Annotated in this window: 11 protein-coding genes and 3 pseudogenes; 8 read left to right on the forward strand and 6 right to left on the reverse strand. The window is 55.4% G+C overall.

The annotated features are described in order from the left end of the window. Positions 1–2 precede the first annotated feature (2 nt). Both BLW24_RS15530 and BLW24_RS15535 read right to left on the reverse strand, forming a co-directional pair. A complete protein-coding gene (locus BLW24_RS15530) occupies positions 3–4,478 on the reverse strand; it encodes a beta strand repeat-containing protein (protein ID WP_090383538.1) in 4,476 nt (1,491 codons plus the stop codon). A gap of 312 nt (positions 4,479–4,790) precedes the next feature. Then, complete coding sequence (locus BLW24_RS15535; protein WP_090383541.1) at positions 4,791–5,771, reverse strand: IS5 family transposase; 981 nt, start codon at positions 5,769–5,771, stop codon at positions 4,791–4,793. Positions 5,772–6,445: 674 nt separating this feature from the next. Between BLW24_RS15535 and BLW24_RS15540 the strand changes: the two genes are divergently transcribed. The 6 genes and pseudogenes from BLW24_RS15540 to BLW24_RS15570 form a co-directional block, all read left to right on the forward strand. Continuing rightward, positions 6,446–6,958 (forward strand): CinA family protein, encoded by a 513-nt coding sequence (locus BLW24_RS15540; protein ID WP_090387760.1) that lies wholly within the window; start codon positions 6,446–6,448, stop codon positions 6,956–6,958. Positions 6,959–7,048: 90 nt separating this feature from the next. Further along, positions 7,049–7,546: pseudogene (locus BLW24_RS15545) on the forward strand (ATPase domain-containing protein); the annotation flags it as partial. 125 nt (positions 7,547–7,671) lie between these two features. Further along, a complete protein-coding gene (gene recA / locus BLW24_RS15550; RefSeq protein ID WP_090383543.1) occupies positions 7,672–8,715 on the forward strand; it encodes a recombinase RecA in 1,044 nt (347 codons plus the stop codon). Positions 8,716–9,491: 776 nt separating this feature from the next. Further along, on the forward strand, positions 9,492–9,887 hold the full coding sequence (gene tnpB / locus BLW24_RS15560; protein ID WP_244161054.1) for an IS66 family insertion sequence element accessory protein TnpB: 396 nt from the start codon (positions 9,492–9,494) through the stop codon (positions 9,885–9,887). An 18-nt stretch (positions 9,888–9,905) separates the two neighbouring features. Further along, positions 9,906–11,435 (forward strand): IS66 family transposase, encoded by a 1,530-nt coding sequence (gene tnpC, locus BLW24_RS15565; RefSeq protein ID WP_090383546.1) that lies wholly within the window; start codon positions 9,906–9,908, stop codon positions 11,433–11,435. Positions 11,436–11,483: 48 nt separating this feature from the next. Further along, positions 11,484–11,804, forward strand: a pseudogene (locus BLW24_RS15570) (transposase); the annotation flags it as partial. A 325-nt stretch (positions 11,805–12,129) separates the two neighbouring features. Here the strand turns inward: BLW24_RS15570 and BLW24_RS15575 are convergent. The 4 genes and pseudogenes from BLW24_RS15575 to BLW24_RS27215 form a co-directional block, all read right to left on the reverse strand. Next, positions 12,130–12,510, reverse strand: a complete 381-nt coding sequence (locus tag BLW24_RS15575) for a hypothetical protein (protein ID WP_090383550.1) — start codon at positions 12,508–12,510, stop codon at positions 12,130–12,132. Positions 12,511–12,632: 122 nt separating this feature from the next. Then, the gene (locus tag BLW24_RS15580; RefSeq protein ID WP_090375275.1) at positions 12,633–13,613 is read right to left on the reverse strand and encodes an IS5 family transposase; all 981 of its coding nucleotides are present in this window, start codon (positions 13,611–13,613) and stop codon (positions 12,633–12,635) included. Between the two features lie 91 nt (positions 13,614–13,704). Then, positions 13,705–14,547 carry a methyl-accepting chemotaxis protein gene (locus BLW24_RS27210; protein WP_420875037.1) on the reverse strand — a complete coding sequence of 281 codons (843 nt, stop codon included), beginning with the start codon at positions 14,545–14,547 and terminating at the stop codon, positions 13,705–13,707. 15 nt (positions 14,548–14,562) lie between these two features. Beyond that, a pseudogene (locus BLW24_RS27215) lies at positions 14,563–15,231 on the reverse strand (HAMP domain-containing protein); the annotation flags it as partial. A 534-nt stretch (positions 15,232–15,765) separates the two neighbouring features. Here BLW24_RS27215 and BLW24_RS15590 point away from each other — a divergent pair. Together BLW24_RS15590 and BLW24_RS15595 are read left to right on the forward strand one after the other, a co-directional pair. Further along, entirely contained in the window at positions 15,766–16,746 is a 981-nt protein-coding gene (locus BLW24_RS15590; RefSeq protein WP_090375425.1) for an IS5 family transposase, read from the forward strand. A 72-nt stretch (positions 16,747–16,818) separates the two neighbouring features. Beyond that, entirely contained in the window at positions 16,819–17,793 is a 975-nt protein-coding gene (locus tag BLW24_RS15595) for a substrate-binding periplasmic protein (protein ID WP_208600183.1), read from the forward strand. Positions 17,794–17,889: the final 96 nt, after the last annotated feature.

Genomic DNA, 17,889 nt, shown 5'->3' on the forward strand with positions numbered 1-17,889 from the left:
CATCAGTTATGGTCGATTTTGATCAGTGGGTCGGCACCGGCAATCAGAGAGTTGACCAGATCAGCCTGGCTGAGATTGCCAGGATTGATATTGAAATTACCGCCGCTGCCGTTCTCCAGCTTGATGGTTACATCGGGGCTACCACCAGCGCCGAATTGGCCTGTAGTACTGATCTGCAGCGTTGAAGTTGCAGTATCGACGCGCAGGTAATTGAGAATATTGCCGTCATTCTCGCCTTGCAGCAGATCGTGCAAATCAATACGGTCACCTTCGCTGGCGTTGAAGTCCCGGACAATATCCCGACCACCCGCAGTGTTCAGATCACCGCGTTGCCAGAGGAACAAATCCTTACCTGTACCGCCAGTCAGCGTGTCGTTACCGAGACCGCCGCGCAGAATGTCGTCTCCGGCACCGCCATTGAGAATATCGTTGCCGGATTCACCATTGAGGAAGTCATTCCCTGCATCGCCATTCAAGGTATCGTTGCCAAGCCCGCCGTAAAGATGATCGTTCCCGGCACCACCGTTGAGGGTGTCATTACCGTTATACCCACGAATGAGGTCATTGCCCGTTGTACCGGTGAGTGTGTCGTTGCCGGAGGTCGCATTAGTCAGCGTATTAGTGGTTTCACTAACGGTTATGCTGAACGATTGCGAGCTGCTGGTTGTGTGGTTGTTAGCTGTTTCTGTGGCAGTGCCGGTTAGCGTCAGGTTCAACGTACCGGTATAGCCAGCAGGCGGCAGCAGATGCAGGTTGTTCAGGTCGCTGGCAGTCAGCGTCCAGCTGCCGTTGCCATTATCTGTACCTGCGCTCAGGCGTGCGCCTGCAGGAAGACCAGAAAGCACTAGGCCTAAAGTTTCGGAGCCATCCTTATCAGCCAGTTGTGCCGCAAGTGATAGCGCTATCGGTGCACCGTATAGCGTGGCGCTACCACTTTGGGTGAAGCTGGCCTTCGCTAAGGACAGCGATGAGTCCTTGGACGAGTCACCACCGTTTAGCACCAACCAACTAAAACTGTAATTACCACTTTGCGTCGCGGTATAGCTGAAGCTGCCATTGCTGGTGAGGCTAGGGAATTTGGATTCAGAAGAGTCAACTAGGAAGGTTTCGCGACTGGCATTTGGGCCTGTAACGATGACTACAACCAAATCGTTATAGCCACTCTGTACTTCGTTTGTGAGGCTTTCACCATTGGTAAAGGCGAAGTTCCACTTAACCGTGGTTCCATTTGCCATGTCGTAGTCGGAGTGCGTGACTTTACCGTCAACGACATTGACATTGACATTGCCGTTGTGGTTGACGTTTGGTCCCGTTGGGTTGAAACGGCCATCCAGGAACCCCGATGTAAGACCCAGCTCTGCTTCCAAGTCAGCTTGTGAGATACCGTTTCCTGCATCGAACGCTACAGTGTTGATCGCCGTATCGGTGCTGCCTGTCGAGATAACAGTGGCGCCTGGATTGAGTGCGAAAATATTCGCAACTGGCGATAGCAGCGGGTCATCCGCTTGCGGTGTGACCGTCACGGTAACTTGGGAGCTCGAAGTCCCACCCTTGCCATCACTGACGCTGTACTGAATCAGCGCTGTGCCGCTGAAGTTGCCGGTTGGAGTAAAGCTCAGGGTGTTGTCGGCATTGACTACCACGGTACCGTTACTGGCTGTAGCCCCTGTAACGATCAGGCTGTCGCCATCGACGTCAGTATCATTAGCCAGCACATTGATGGTAACGGGCGTGTCTTCATTGGTTGTAGCGCTATCGGCAACTGCCGCAGGTGCATCGTTGACCGCTTTGACGCCGACTGTCACCGTTGCAGTGGACAGGCCACCCAGGCCATCACTCACGGTGTAAGTAAAGGTGGCCGCACCGTTGTAGTTGGCGTCAGGGGTAAACACCACGTTGCCGCCAATCAGCGCGACGCTGCCATGCGTCGCCCCTTGCACACTGATGATGTTGATCGGGTTGCCATCCGGATCCGTATCATTACCCAACAGAGTCGCTGGGCTGATGGTAAGAGCCTGATCTTCGTTGGTGACCAGGGCTGGGATTTCATTTTGTAGCGCACTGCCTCCCAATACGCTGTAGGAGCCGCCTTGCGGGCGAAGTTCAACAGTCAGTTGAGCCGCTCCACCCTGATCCCAGTAGACGATTTCGATTTGCTGAGCCCCACCCTGTGGAACGGTAAAGGTCAGAGACTCTCGAGCGGTCGCACCTTGGTTGCCGTTGTATTCGGCAACCGTCTGACCGTTGATGCGGATGCTGTAACCATCATCTGCAGTTACGCGGAACTGATAAGTACCAGCGGCCAGGTTAACGATACCGTTGAGTTTGAGGATGGCATCGGAGGTATTTGCCGGATCAGTTGACAAGCTGCCAGCATCAGCTTTGAGGAAGGTTTGCAGGCTGGTGCCGTTACCCAAGACGTCATTGCTCACCGGCCCGTAGTTCAGGTTGGTGGCTGTGAAGGTGGCAGTAGGTGCGCGGCCATTGATGAAGGTTTCAACCTGGCTGAGGCTGGTCAGGTTGGCGCCGTTAGTCCCTTCGTTGTAGCCAAAGTACTGACCAACCAGCCCGGAAACCAGGTAGTTGTCGTTACTGGCAATTGGGTCACTATTGAGGTTCAGGCTGCCAGCACCACCTGCATTGCCGGCCAAATCGGTATAGCTACCTGCAGGTAGGCTGACGCTCGGCGAACCGCCTCCTGTTGAGGTGAAAGTCGCCGTCCAGATGGCCGAGTTACCTGTCGACTGCACGAGATTACTGATCGTGCCGCCTGTAGGAACGATGTCACCTGCTGTAAAGCCAGTGACCGATTCGCTGAACGTAAAGGTCAGTGTTGTGGCCTCCCCGACCGACAGATTGCTGTCGTTGGTGCTGATGACAACGCTTGGGCCGCTGGTGTCGATGGTGACTTCACCGCTGGTGATATCGGTGGTGGTGTTGCTGGCGGCATCGGTGACGTCATAGGACTGGCCATCGACGAAGCTGCCCAGGGTGCCGGAAGCCGGCGTGGCGGTACCGGTGTCGAGGCTCCAGTTGCCGCTGCCATCGACAGGGACATTGGTGTAGGTCGCGCCGTTGACGGTGACGGTCAGGGTCTCGCCGGCGCCCAGGGTGGCGCTGCCGGTGATGACCGGGGTGGTGTCACTGGTGGTCTGGGTGTTGACCACCGGCACGCTCGGCGCGCTGGTGTCGATGGTACCAACGTCTGTAGCGCTACCTGTATTGCCTGCAAGATCAGTGACGCTGGCAGTGACGTTGTAAGGTCCGTCAGTCAGGGCCGTCGGGGCGTCAACGCTATACGTGCCACCGTTAACTGTAGTAGTGACGTTATAGGTGTTTGAGCCTTGAGTGATACTAAGGCTGATAGTGCTGCCGTCAGTGGCATCTGTAGTGCCACTAATAGTTGGGGTTGCGTCGCTAATATTATCTGGGGCGTCGCCGGTTATAACCGGCGGAATGGTATCCAAAGTGAATGTGAGCGCCGACGGAGCTGAGGTGTTGCCGGCAACGTCGGTCTGGCGCACTTGAATGGTGTTGATGCCTTCTACGGCGACCGGCGCCGTGGTGCTCCAGGTAATGCCGTCGGTGCTGTACTCGACGGTGGCGCCTGGCTCTGTGCCACTGACGCTGTAGGTGCCATCGTTGCTAACCAGGTCGCCTGGCACGCCGCTGTCAGTAGTGAGGGCGAGGGTAGGCGCTGCGACCTGGGTATCGAGGGTAAAGGTCAGCGATGTTGAGGGCGATGTGTTGCCAGCAGTATCTGTTTGGCGAACCGAGACGGTGTTGCTGCCTTCGCTTGGTGTGAATGTATTGCTCCAAGTCGTTCCGCCATCGGTACTGTATTCGACCACTGCACCGGGTTCGACTCCGCCAATAATCAACGTGCCGTCATTGCTGATGAGATCATTGGCACTGGTACCGCTGTCGTTAGCCAGGTTTACGCTGGGTGCAGTAGGGGCGGTGGTGTCCAAGTTGGCGTTTGCGGTAGTGGCTTGGTCTGTTTGTCCATCCGCACCGAACAACTCGTTCTGGCCAGCGCCGTCCAGGCCGATGTTTGACGTTTCAAAACCAATTGTTGCCTCAAGCTGCTGGCCAGTTTCCCCTAGCAGTACAAAGCTATGCCCGCCACCCGCTGCGCCACCAGTGCCTCCGCCTGCACCGGGACCAGCCGCTGGGGCTTCGAGGTCGACAGTGGGGTCGAAGCCGGCGGTCAGGGCTTGCTCGAGGCCGGGGCTCGGCTCGGCTTTATCGTCCTCAGCTTGAGCCGCGCTGGGCGCTGCTTGCCAGTTACTGTTCTGCGCAACGTTGACCAGGTCACCATTAGCCAGTTGCAGGGTCACTTCGCCACCCAGGCCAGTCAGGACCTGTTCGCCGATGAGCAGGCGTTCACCTTCGAAGATCTGCCGCTTCAGCCCGTCGAGGGAAACAGCAAATACTTGGCCAACAAGACTTTTTACGATGGCGACGATAGTGCTCATAAAACGGGCTCCGAGGTGGACGCGGTAAAATCGTTAAACACAGTGAAGCAATGTTTTGATTTAAAGGCTGATAATCTGACGAAAATATTGTCGTCATAAATTTGGCTTATTCCATTATGGAATTACGGATATGACAAACTATTGACCGAGTGCTCGCGATAATAAAGGATCCTCTGAAGTAGCCATGCATTTCTGGCTGACGTCAGCCTCTGCTGATTTCGAAAGTGATAAATCGATCAAAAACGATCAGATTACCGGCTCATTTCTGTGTTTTTAGCCGCCGCGAGCACCTCGCGGCAGCCATTTCCAGCATTACGGGCGCACCTCTCCTGCATTCGTCAGTAAATGTCGGCGCGCCATCCACAGATTTGACAGCGCGAATAAAGTCACCAGTTGCGCCGTGTTTTTGACCAGGCCACGGAAGCGCGTCTTCACATAACCGAACTGACGCTTGATCACCCGAAACGGATGCTCGACCTTGGCTCGCACTTGGGCCTTGGCCTTCTCGATTTTGCGCTTGGCTTTGTACAGCGCGCTGCGCGCGCCGAGTTTCTTGTAAGTGCTACGCCGTGCTGCAACCTGCCAGATCACTTGACGGCCCTCATGCTCGGGGCGCTTCTCGACACCGGTATATCCGGCATCGGCCCCCACCATGTTTTCCTCGCCGTGCAGCAGCTTATCGACCTGGGTGACATCCGCCACGTTGGCGGCAGTACCCACCACGCGGTGCACCAAGCCAGACTCGTCATCCACCCCGATGTGCGCCTTCATGCCGAAGTAATACTGATTGCCTTTCTTGGTTGAGTGCATCTCAGGGTCACGCTTACCGTTCTTGTTCTTGGTTGAACTCGGCGCGTTGATCAGCGTGGCATCGACGATGGTGCCTTGGCGCAGCGACAAACCACGGTCACCCAGGTAGCCATTGATCACGGCCAGGATGCCGGCAGCCAGTTCGTGTTTTTCCAGCAAGCGGCGGAAGTTGAGGATGGTGGTTTCGTCAGGAATGCGCTCCAGAGTCAGCCCGGCAAACTGGCGTAGGATGGTGGTCTCGTACAGCGCCTCTTCCATCGCCGGATCGCTGTAACCGAACCAGTTTTGCATCAGATGCACTCGCAGCATCGCCATCAGCGGATAGGACGGTCGGCCGCCTTCACCCTTTGGATAATGCGGCTCGATCAAAGCGATCAACCCTTTCCATGGCACTACCCGATCCATCTCGATCAGGAACAATTCTTTGCGGGTCTGCTTGCGCTTGCCGGCGTACTCGGCGTCGGCGAAGGTCATCTGCTTCATCGGAAAACTCGGCGGGTGGAGTGCGGATATTTTGCCAAAATCAGGAAGTCTTTTTCAGGCCATCCTCAATAGTTTCACTATCCGGCTAGCGCGAAACCGCCGTGCTTTGTATTGCTTGAGCGTTAGCTGTATCGATTTAACCAGCAGGGTGTTTAGACTTTTTCGGTTCAAGGTGTCAGGTTAGGCCAGCAGGGTGTTCACGTTGGTGCAGCGCCTACAGCTGTGGGGCACGTTGCAGCCGTGCCGGGTGCCAATAGCGCCGGGCTTGGGAATGAAGCGCGAGATTATGAGCCTGAGCTATATCACCAGGTGGGATCAGCTGCGGACGGTGAGGGCGGTTTAGGTTTGATAGGCGCCAGATAAACAAGGCCCGGTGTTGTGGGGTTACCCACGGCGCCGGGCCTTTTTTGTGCCTGGAATTTATGGGGCAAAATTGGGGCAAACCATACGCTACTCAATGCCACTCTATGCCGGCATGCTTGTTTGTGCCCTTGCTGCTGAAAGCACTCCAGCCCTTGCCGTGCGTGGCTTGCGCTTATTTGCCGCTGCTACTACCTCACAATCGGCGTGTGAGAACTGAGGTCGCTTTGGCTCATCGTTTTAACTGTCCGGCTGAATCGCAAAAGCGCCTAGTGTACGGTATCGGCCTGGCTGGCTTTAACCCCGGAGTGCAGATGACTGCTAATGAATATGCCCTGACCCAATTGGCTGCCGAGCTGGGCAGGCAACTGATTGCCGCCAAGGCCCAGGTGACCACCGCAGAATCCTGTACTGGCGGCGGCATTGCCGAGGCGATTACCCGGATTCCCGGCAGCTCGGCCTGGTTTGAAGCGGGTTATGTCACTTACTCCAACGCGCAAAAGACTAAACAGTTGAATGTTCCCGAGGCGCTGTTTGCCACGGTTGGCGCAGTGAGTCAGGAGGTGGTCGAGGCCATGGTGCACGGGGCGCAGGCCCATAGTGGCGCGCGTTATGCCGTGGCAGTCAGCGGTGTCGCGGGGCCGGATGGCGGCTCGGCGGAGAAACCGGTGGGCACCGTCTGGCTGGCCTGGGGTGATGGTGAGCGGCTATTTAGCGTGCACCGGCAGTTTGCCGGGGATCGCAGCGAAGTTCGCCGACAAACGGTTGAGGCCGCGCTGGCTGGGCTGTTGCGCCTGCTGGCGCAAGAAAATCCAAACGCGGGGTAGGCGGGCAACTTGCCCTGTGGAATAATACTGTCTACTTATACAGTTGTTGGTGGCCGCTAGCTGGCCCTTCTTGATTACGTGAGGACTTAAATGGACGAGAATAAGAAGCGCGCCTTGGCGGCAGCTCTGGGCCAGATTGAAAAGCAATTCGGCAAGGGCGCGGTGATGCGTATGGGCGATCATGATCGCCAGGCGATCCCGGCCATCTCCACCGGCTCGCTGGGGCTGGACATCGCCCTGGGCATTGGCGGTCTGCCGAAAGGCCGTATCGTTGAAATCTACGGCCCTGAGTCCTCCGGTAAAACCACCCTGACCCTGTCGGTAATTGCCGAAGCGCAGAAGCTGGGCGCCACCTGCGCCTTCGTCGATGCCGAACACGCCCTCGACCCTGATTACGCTGGCAAGCTCGGCGTCAACGTCGATGACCTGCTGGTGTCGCAGCCGGATACCGGCGAGCAGGCCCTGGAAATTACCGACATGCTGGTGCGCTCCAATGCCATCGACGTGATCATTGTCGACTCGGTTGCTGCCCTGGTGCCGAAAGCAGAGATTGAAGGCGAGATGGGCGACATGCACGTCGGCCTGCAGGATGCAGTATTCGGTGTTGCAGCATAGATTTGGTTCACTTAGGAGGTATCCTTTCCTCTCGTAGGGGCACGCTCTAAGCAAATCAGTAAGATTCGATTAATTACTAATTCGAGTGGTCGATAAGAATGGATCAGGCAAAAAGCAAAGCGTTAGAAGCGGCTCTCTCACAGATTGAGAAGCAGTTTGGTAAGGGTTCCATTATGCGACTGGGTTCAGATCGCACTATGGATATCGATGTCATATCGACCGGCTCGCTTGGTCTGGACATCGTTCTAGGCGTAGGCGGTTTGCCGCGCGGTCGTATTGTAGAGATATACGGGCCTGAGTCTTCGGGTAAGACGACTCTAACACTCTCAGTTATTGCTGAAGCGCAACGTCAAGGGCTGACATGTGCATTTATCGATGCCGAGCATGCACTTGACCCAATCTACGCAGCAAAGCTTGGCGTTAATATTGATGATCTCCTGTGCTCGCAGCCAGATACCGGAGAGCAGGCGCTCGAGATCGTGGATATCCTTACTAGATCTGGTGCTATTAATCTTATTGTTGTCGACTCAGTGGCAGCTCTTACACCCAAAGCTGAAATCGAAGGTGAAATTGGGGATATGCACGTTGGGTTGGCCGCGCGCATGATGAGTCAGGCAATGCGTAAGATTACGGGTAACCTTAAAAACTCGAACACTATGTGTATCTTCATTAACCAAATTCGTATGAAGATAGGTGTTATGTTTGGGAGCCCTGAAACTACAACTGGCGGTAACGCCCTGAAATTCTATGCCTCTGTACGTCTGGATATCCGTCGCACCGGTGCAGTGAAGGAAGGTGACGAAGTTGCCGGCAGTGAAACCCGTGTAAAAGTTGTAAAGAATAAAGTTGCAGCACCTTTTAAACAAGCAGAGTTCCAAATTATTTACGGCCAAGGTATTAGTAAGGTAGGTGAAATTGTAGACTTGGCGGTCGCAAATAATTTTATCGATAAATCAGGTGCTTGGTATGCCTTTGAAGGCAATAAGATCGGCCAAGGCAAGGCCAATACCATGAAGTGGCTGTTGGAAAACAAAGCCACCATGGACAAGATTGAAGGTATGATCCGCGAGAAAATGATGCCTAAGAAACAAGCTGAATCCGGTGCCCCGGCGCCTGAAAAACAGCCTGAAGTCGAAGTTTGATAGTTTGCAGTCCAGCGAAACTTGGCCGAAATTATTACAGCTTCCGGTAGTGTCAGTCAGTCTTGGAAGACCTGGCTGCTAAAGCCAGGTTTCCCTTTAGGCTCTGTAAAGGTTAAATATCTAATACGGCCTGGCTTTCAAAGCTGGGCCTTTTATTTTGTGTTGAGGCGGATTTTAGATCGTGTCGCTAATTTGCACTATCCGCAGATTATAAGTCTAGTAGAGATGGTGGGTGCTCCCCTATCTGCTAAGCAACTGTTTTGTTTCTTTTAAATTTTTTGGACTTTTATGTTAGTCCAGGTGATCTGAAAAAAGATCTGCTCATTTATTGGCAATCTAACTAACGCAGGATGTAGTGATCCGTGTTTTTCAGTGAGTATGGAAGGTTCTCTCCTGGATTGCTCCTCTACTCGACTAGCTAACAATACAGCCTCAGTTAACGGATAGTGCTGCAGAAGACTCTAGGCTTGGTTTCTTACGCTCTCAGGACGAGTTTTATCCCTGGCCAGCTACTGTAAGAATCCCGGGGCGTACAACGCTACGGGTACGCTCATAAGCCCTGAATTCATAGAATAAGTGCAACGCTTGAAACGATAGGCAGAGGGCCAGCCACCGATAGAATCCAGGCTCTCACACCAAAAGATTCAAGCGCAGATGACTACGCATTACCCGCAGCTGACCCTGGCCCAACGTTACCAGATTGAGGCTGGATTGGCCTGTGGCATGAGTGTAAGCGCTCCATAAACCTCATCTACAAATGATCCGCAGGCCAGCCAATGCTGAGCTCCAATTTCTTTCTGGAGCCAGCCGTCATGATGCGCCCCGACGCCAAAGTCGAAAAAGTCTATCTATACCCCAAGCCGGTGGATTTCCGAAAATCCATCGATGGCCTGGCCGCCCTGGTCGAGCTGGATATCAAGGTGGCGGTGTTCGACCCGGTGCTGTTCGTCTTCCTCAACCGCGCGCGCAGCCGGGTGAAGATTTTGTATTGGGAGCGCAACGGCTTTTGCCTGTGGCTCAAGCGATTGGAGGCTGAACGCTTCAAGTCGCATCCGGAACCTGGCGAAGATGCGATCGTGCTGACGGCCCAGGAGTTGAACTGGTTGTTGGACGGTATCGACCTGTGGCGCAACCGGCCGCACCAGGTTTTGACCCCTAGGTTCGTCACCTGAGCCGGTATAATCCACGGCATGATTTCTGTGCCCGAAACCCTTCCTGATGACCCCGCCGCGCTCAAGCAATTGCTCGCTGAGGTGTTGTCGTCGGCGCAGGAATTGGCCAAGGACAAGGATGGGCAGATCGAGCGCCTGCGCGAACAAAACGCGCTGTTGATCCAGCGCCTGTTCGGCCGTAAATCCGAGCAGAGCAGCGACCCGGATTCACCGCAGCTAGAGATGTTCAACGAAGCGGAAAGCCTGGCCGAAGCGGCGGCTGAAGCTCCGGCCGCTGAGGTCGAGGAAGAAGTCGTTGCGCCGACCAAGCGCCGCGGCAAGCGCAAGCCGTTACCGGCCGAACTACCGCGTGTCGAGGTCATCCACGAACTGCCCGAACACGAACTGACCTGCGAATGCGGTTGCCGCAAGCAGGCCATCGGCGAAGAAACCAGCGAGCAGCTGGAAATCATCCCGATGCAGGTTCAGGTGATCCGCCACATTCGCAAGACCTATGCCTGCAAGGCCTGCGAAAGCGCGCCGGTCACCGCTGACAAACCGGCCCAACTGATCGAGAAAAGGCTGGCCAGCCCGAGCGTGCTGGCGATGCTGCTGACCAGCAAATACGCCGACGGCATCCCACTGTATCGCTTCGAAAAGATGCTCAGTCGCCATGGCATCGACATCCCCCGGCAGACCCTGGCGCGCTGGGTGATCCAGTGCGGCGAACTGCTACAACCGTTGCTCAACCTGATGCGCGACAGGCTGCTGGACAGTCCGGTGATCCACTGCGATGAAACCCGCGTGCAGGTGCTCAAGGAGCCTGGGCGCGATCCGAGCAGCCACTCCTGGATGTGGGTGCAGACCGGTGGCCCGCCTGGCAAACCGGTGATCCTCTTCGACTACACAACCAGCCGCGCGCAGGAGGTGCCGCTGCGCCTGACCGACGATTACGCCGGCTACAACGCCGTGGCCGCACAACAAGGTGTTGAACGCCTGGCCTGCTGGGCGCATGCGCGGCGCAAGTTCGTCGAAGCGCAAAAGGTGCAACCGAAGGGCAAAACCGGGCGTGCCGACATCGCGTTGGGGATGATCAACAAGCTCTACGGCATCGAGCGCGAACTTAAGGATGCCAGCGATGAACAGCGCTACCGGGGCCGCCAGCAGCACAGCCTACCGCTCCTCGATCAGCTCAAGACCTGGCTGGAGAAAACCCAGCCGCAGGTCACGGCGCAGAATGCCCTGGGCAAAGCAGTGAACTACCTGGCGAGCAACTGGAGCCGACTCGAACGCTACATCGAGGCTGGCCACCTGCCGATCGATAACAACGCTGCCGAGCGCGCGATCCGGCCCTTCGTCATAGGTCGCAAGAACTGGCTGTTCAGCGACACGCCGAAAGGCGCGACCGCCAGCGCCCAACTCTACAGCCTGGTGGAAACCGCCAAGACCAATGGCCAGGAGCCCTACGCCTGGTTGCGCCATGTCCTCGAACGCCTGCCGCTGGCCAACAGCGTTGAAGCCTACGAAGCGCTGCTGCCTTGGAACTGCCAACCAACGACGCCACTGTAAAACGCAAAACCTCTCCAGAGGGAGGTGGGGTCTATGGAGCGCTTACGTTATACCGGTGTCGAAAAGCGCCCCGAACATGATGGGCGCGAGGTGATCTGGCAGGTTGCTGCCCGCCGCAGCACCTATAAGAAGCTGGGTAAGAGCAGCCCGCTGTACAAAGCCAAACGCAAGATCGAGAAGGCCAAGGCCCAGGTGCGCGCCAAGGTTGAGCACCCGTTCCGGGTGATCAAGCGTCAGTTCAGTTATGTAAAGACACGCTTCCGTGGCTTGGCCAAGAACACGGCGCAACTGGTGACGCTGTTCGCGCTGTCGAACCTGTGGATGGCACGCCGACATTTACTGACCAATGCAGGAGAGGTGCGCCTGTAATGCGGGAAATGGCTGCCGCGAGCTACTCGCGGCGGCTAAAAACACAGAAATGAATGGGTAATCTGATCGTTTTTGATCGATTTGCCGCTTTCAAAATCGGCGGGGGCTGAAGTCAGCCAGAAATACATGGCTACTTCAGACCATCCCTTCCCATAAATAGCTTGCTCCTCGCTCCATTCGATGCCTTCACCAAAATCCCGAGTTTCGATCACGCTTGCGCGAATAGTGGTTTTGTAAATGCTTATTGATTGATCTTGTACATTAAGGATGTAAACGCCAAATGAGCCTAGGATTTTTATATATTTATTGCAAGATGAGATTTCAATTAGATCTTGGTGGTTTTTACTGCCAGCAAGAATTGGAATGTCTTTGAAAGTATCAAAATCCCCATAGGCAGTTCTAATAATAAGCGTCTTTTTAGAATTAAGCTCTTCGGCCCTTTTTTCATGTCTAGCTGCGCGAAAAGCCTTCGAACCTGAGAGGCACTAAGCCCAAGCGCTAAACTACATTGCTCTACGTCTTGCTTAGAGAGAAACTGCTTGGTTTTTAAAGGGGCTAATACGTTGAAACGATCAGTTGCCAACTTTATATCTGAATCCCTTATGGCGAGCTCTGCTTCTGCTTGGAACGTTTCACTGCCTGAATGAAGAGGCGTTTTTAGTTCAAACTCTATTTCTCCTGGGGATCCTCTGAAGTAGCCATGCATTTCTGGCTGACGTCAGCCTCTGCTGATTTCGAAAGTGATAAATCGATCAAAAACGATCAGATTACCGGCTCATTTCTGTGTTTTTAGCCGCCGCGAGCACCTCGCGGCAGCCATTTCCAGCATTACGGGCGCACCTCTCCTGCATTCGTCAGTAAATGTCGGCGCGCCATCCACAGATTTGACAGCGCGAATAAAGTCACCAGTTGCGCCGTGTTTTTGACCAGGCCACGGAAGCGCGTCTTCACATAACCGAACTGACGCTTGATCACCCGAAACGGATGCTCGACCTTGGCTCGCACTTGGGCCTTGGCCTTCTCGATTTTGCGCTTGGCTTTGTACAGCGCGCTGCGCTTACCGAGTTTCTTGTAAGTGCTACGCCGTGCTGCAACCTGCCAGATCACTTGACGGCCCTCATGCTCGGGGCGCTTCTCGACACCGGTATATCCGGCATCGCCCCCCACCATGTTTTCCTCGCCGTGCAGCAGCTTATCGACCTGGGTGACATCCGCCACGTTGGCGGCAGTACCCACCACGCTGTGCACCAAGCCAGACTCGTCATCCACCCCGATGTGCGCCTTCATGCCGAAGTAATACTGATTGCCTTTCTTGGTTGAGTGCATCTCAGGGTCACGCTTACCGTTCTTGTTCTTGGTTGAACTCGGCGCGTTGATCAGCGTGGCATCGACGATGGTGCCTTGGCGCAGCGACAAACCACGGTCACCCAGGTAGCCATTGATCACGGCCAGGATGCCGGCAGCCAGTTCGTGTTTTTCCAGCAAGCGGCGGAAGTTGAGGATGGTGGTTTCGTCAGGAATGCGCTCCAGAGTCAGCCCGGCAAACTGGCGTAGGATGGTGGTCTCGTACAGCGCCTCTTCCATCGCCGGATCGCTGTAACCGAACCAGTTTTGCATCAGATGCACTCGCAGCATCGCCATCAGCGGATAGGACGGTCGGCCGCCTTCACCCTTTGGATAATGCGGCTCGATCAAAGCGATCAACCCTTTCCATGGCACTACCCGATCCATCTCGATCAGGAACAATTCTTTGCGGGTCTGCTTGCGCTTGCCGGCGTACTCGGCGTCGGCGAAGGTCATCTGCTTCATCGGAAAACTCGGCGGGTGGAGTGCGGATATTTTGCCAAAATCAGGAAGTCTTTTTCAGACCATCCTTAGGTTTTGGGCGCTGCGCTGCCAATCAAACGCGGAACTGTTTGAGCAAGTGGTTGAGCTGTTCGGAAAGGCCATGCAGGGTGGTGCTTGCCTGGCTCAGGGAGGTGACTCGCTCCGCGTTATCGCTATTTAGGGTTGCGATTCGGTTCACCCTGTTGCTGACTTCCTCGGCTACTGTGTGCTGCTCCTCGGCCGCTTGGGCAATATACAGATTCATCTCGCGAATCTGATTAACCTGGGTGCGTATCTCGTTCATCGAGGTCTGCACGGAGGCGGCCTCCTGGCCCGCCATGCCGGCTTGCGAGCGACTGGCCTGCATACCAATGACGACATTCTGGGTGGCCTGCTGCAGGCGCTGAATAATTGCGCGGATCTCCTCGGTAGATTGTCGTGTGCGACCGGCCAAGGTGCGCACTTCATCTGCGACCACGGCAAACCCGCGACCCTGCTCGCCGGCGCGGGCGGCTTCGATGGCGGCATTGAGGGCCAATAGGTTGGTCTGCTCGGCGATGCTGTTGATCACCTCAATCACAGTACCAATACTGGCGCTTTCATCGGCCAGGGATTGAATGCGCGTGGCGACCTGTTCGACTTCTTGCACCAGATGCAGAATCACTTCGCTTGCATGCCCGGCCACGCTGTAACCTTGGTCGACGTAGTTGCCAGCCTTTTCGGTGGCGGTGGAGGTGTTCACCGCATTGCCGGCCACTTCTTCCACCGCGCTGCTCATCTCGGTGATGGCGGTCGCTACCTGATCCAGTTCATGTTGTTGATCGTTGACACCTATGGCGTTCTCTGATGCGAGCGATTCACAGGCTTCGGCCGTTTTGAGCACACCAATCGAAAGATGATTGATGCTATTGATCATGCCCTGGAGCTTCTCGATAAAACGATTGACGTTCTGCGCAAGGTCACCCATTTCGTCCTGACGCCGGATTTGCAAGCGTTGCGTCAGATCGCCGTCGCCCTGGGCAAGGTCATACACTGCACTGTTCATGCGGTGTAGCGGTTTAAGCACGTTGCTGTGGAGCAACAGCATGAGCAGGCCGATGATGCACAGATCTAGCACCAGAATTTCCACGATGGTGCGCAGCAGTAGCGATCTGAGCTGTGCTTTGGCGGCGCTGTTGTCAGTAAACAGATGCAACTGTGCCACCACGCTTTCGTCATTACCGTTTTGGTAGATGATGTCTTCGCTGAGGTAGTTGCTGAACTCCGTTGGTGGTTCCCTTATGGGCTGGACTTCTCCAGTAGCGTTGCGCTCGAATGCGGCGAGCACCTTGTCTTTGTTCTTAACCTGCAGGGCTTTCAGTACCGGGTCGGCTAGTTCGGACTTGAGTGAGGCTTCTATGAACGCACTCTCATAGTTCCATAGCGGCCCCGGCAGCGAGAGTTGCAGGCGAGCGATCACGCGCGCGACTGAGTCGGCCTGGGCCTTGGTACTTTCGACTTGGATGGTGTGGTAATTGAACCAACCGAACAGCAGTAGCAAGACGCTGACCGATAGCGAGGTGAACAGGGCGATGCGGAACTTCAGGCTGTTCAGGCGCATGGATGGGTTTCCTGCTCAGTGCGAACTTGGCTGACGCGGCATGGGCGAGCTTGCCCATCTGCCTTGCCAGGCCCCTAGACCCGGAGCGCACAGGATGGCGCTGCTGGGCTGGGAAGGCTGAAGGGCCCTGACGATGGGCCGCTCGAAACGGGCGTAATTGTTTTTTAGCTGCACACGCCAACGTACTGAAGCTTTGTGCGACTGGCCACATTGTGGTGCAACCGCTAATTCAACATAGCTTACTTATAAGTAGTTTTAGCAGCCTTTGCCCATCTGACCAGTCGCCTTGTGCAGATTGCCAATTCCTGACCTAAGGTTAGTTGAAATGCAGGCGCAAGGTGCGTCGCGCATGAACAAGTCGCGTCCATCACAGGATTAGCCACCGCAGAACAACAGAAAATTGCTTGAAAAAAAGCCCTGCGCGATTTCACCGGTTTGCCCGCAAACAGGCTGGCGCGGGATGAGTTAAGGAAACTCTGAATAAGACTTCCTGATTTTGGCAAAATGCCCGGACGCCACCCGCCGAGTTTTCCGATGAAGCAAATGACCTTCGCCGATGCCGAGTACGCCGGCAAACGCAAGCAGACCCGCAAAGAGTTGTTCCTGATCGAGATGGATCGGGTGGTGCCGTGGAAGGGTTTGATCGCACTGATCGAACCGTATTACCCCAAGGGTGAAGGCGGTCGGCCGGCCTATCCGCTGATGGCGATGCTACGTGTGCACCTGATGCAGAACTGGTTCGGCTACAGCGACCCGGCGATGGAAGAAGCGCTGTACGAGACCACTATCCTGCGGCAGTTCGCCGGGCTGAGTCTGGAACGTATCCCCGACGAAACCACCATCCTCAACTTCCGTCGTCTGCTGGAGAAACATGAGTTGGCTGCCGGCATCCTGGCCGTCATCAATGGCTATCTTGGCGACCGTGGCCTGTCGTTGCGCCAAGGCACCATCGTCGATGCCACGCTGATCAATGCGCCGAGTTCGACCAAGAACAAGGACGGCAAACGCGACCCAGAGATGCACCAGGCCAAGAAGGGCAACCAATACTACTTCGGCATGAAGGCGCACATTGGCGTGGATGACGAGTCGGGGCTGGTACACAGCGTGGTAGGCACGGCGGCCAACGTGGCGGATGTCACTCAGGTCGACAAGTTGCTGCACGGCGAGGAAAACGTGGTGTGCGCCGATGCGGGTTATACCGGCGTCGAAAAGCGCCCCGAACATGATGGGCGCGAGGTGATCTGGCAGGTTGCTGCCCGCCGCAGCACCTATAAGAAGCTGGGTAAGAGCAGCCCGCTGTACAAAGCCAAACGCAAGATCGAGAAGGCCAAGGCCCAGGTGCGCGCCAAGGTTGAGCACCCGTTCCGGGTGATCAAGCGTCAGTTCAGTTATGTAAAGACACGCTTCCGTGGCTTGGCCAAGAACACGGCGCAACTGGTGACGCTGTTCGCGCTGTCGAACCTGTGGATGGCACGCCGACATTTACTGACCAATGCAGGAGAGGTGCGCCTGTAATGCGGGAAATGGCTGCCGCGAGCTACTCGCGGCGGCTAAAAACACAGAAATGAATGGGTAATCTGATCGTTTTTGATCGATTTGCCGCTTTCAAAATCGGCGGGGCTGAAGTCAGCCAGAAATACATGGCTACTTCAGACCATCCTTAAACGTCTCACAGGAGCGAATTGCGGTCAAACAAAGTGGGTGGAAAAACAGCGGTTATGCCGCGCACTGATAAGTGCTAGGCACCGCAGCAGCACTGCCCAAACAGGACTATTAAACTGTGCTAAGCGGCTCACCAGCCTGGTGGCCAAAACTTATGAGGTATGCCCAATGAACAAATGGCTATACGTACTTGCGCTGTTTTTTTTGCCTTTTCTTGCTTACGCGCAAACTCTCAAAGCCGTGGGTGATCCTTGGCCGCCTTTCCTTGACCCCAACCATCCACACAAGGGCGTGGCGACTGAAATCGCTCAAGCTGCTTTCGCGACTCAGGGCTATACCGTCGAACTCAACTTCGTACCCTGGCAACGCGCCATAGACGGCGTGACTGAAGGCGAGTTCGACATCCTCATCGGCACCTGGAAAACCGCCGAGCGCGAGGGTTTTTTGCATTTCAGTAAGCCCTATGCGGCCAACGATCTGAAGCTGATTAAACGTAAAGGCGATGATTTCCAGTTCACCGACTTGGATAGCCTGAGCGGCAAAACCATCGGCACCGTGCGTGGTTATGGTTATGGCGATGCATTCGAGAAAGCGAGCAACTTCAACCGTGAAGAAGCGGCCAATCTGATGCCCAGCGTGCAAAAGCTGGTAAACGGGCGTATCGACCTGACCTTGGAAGATGAATTGGTGGCGCGAAGCCTGATCAGTAAGGAAAAGCCTGAGCTTCTGAGCGAAATCGAGTTCGTCTCGCCACCGCTGGCCAGTAATCTCTTGCACGTCACCGCCGGTCTGAAGAACCCTAACCACGAAGCGATCATCAGTGCCTTCGATAAGGGTTTGGAGATCATCAAAGCCAATGGCGAACTCGACGCGATTCTCAAACGCAATGGTATGAAGTAAATCGCGATTCTTTTATTGTCCAGAGCCGTCAGAAGGTCTGCGCGGGACGCCCCGAATACACGCCGTTGCAGGCCCTAGTTTACAAGGTGGCGGCTG

The organism is Pseudomonas anguilliseptica, from assembly GCF_900105355.1.
Classification (GTDB): domain Bacteria; phylum Pseudomonadota; class Gammaproteobacteria; order Pseudomonadales; family Pseudomonadaceae; genus Aquipseudomonas; species Aquipseudomonas anguilliseptica.

Coding starts and splice junctions, on each gene's coding strand:
- BLW24_RS15575 (WP_090383550.1), bottom strand. CDS start 12,510: ATGCATGGCTACTTCAGAGGATCCCCAGGAGAAATAGAGTTTGAACTA.
- BLW24_RS15535 (WP_090383541.1), bottom strand. CDS start 5,771: ATGAAGCAGATGACCTTCGCCGACGCCGAGTACGCCGGCAAGCGCAAG.
- recA (WP_090383543.1), top strand. CDS start 7,672: ATGGATCAGGCAAAAAGCAAAGCGTTAGAAGCGGCTCTCTCACAGATT.
- tnpB (WP_244161054.1), top strand. CDS start 9,492: ATGCTGAGCTCCAATTTCTTTCTGGAGCCAGCCGTCATGATGCGCCCC.
- BLW24_RS15590 (WP_090375425.1), top strand. CDS start 15,766: ATGAAGCAAATGACCTTCGCCGATGCCGAGTACGCCGGCAAACGCAAG.
- BLW24_RS15540 (WP_090387760.1), top strand. CDS start 6,446: ATGACTGCTAATGAATATGCCCTGACCCAATTGGCTGCCGAGCTGGGC.
- BLW24_RS15580 (WP_090375275.1), bottom strand. CDS start 13,613: ATGAAGCAGATGACCTTCGCCGACGCCGAGTACGCCGGCAAGCGCAAG.
- tnpC (WP_090383546.1), top strand. CDS start 9,906: ATGATTTCTGTGCCCGAAACCCTTCCTGATGACCCCGCCGCGCTCAAG.
- BLW24_RS15530 (WP_090383538.1), bottom strand. CDS start 4,478: ATGAGCACTATCGTCGCCATCGTAAAAAGTCTTGTTGGCCAAGTATTT.
- BLW24_RS27210 (WP_420875037.1), bottom strand. CDS start 14,547: ATGATCAATAGCATCAATCATCTTTCGATTGGTGTGCTCAAAACGGCC.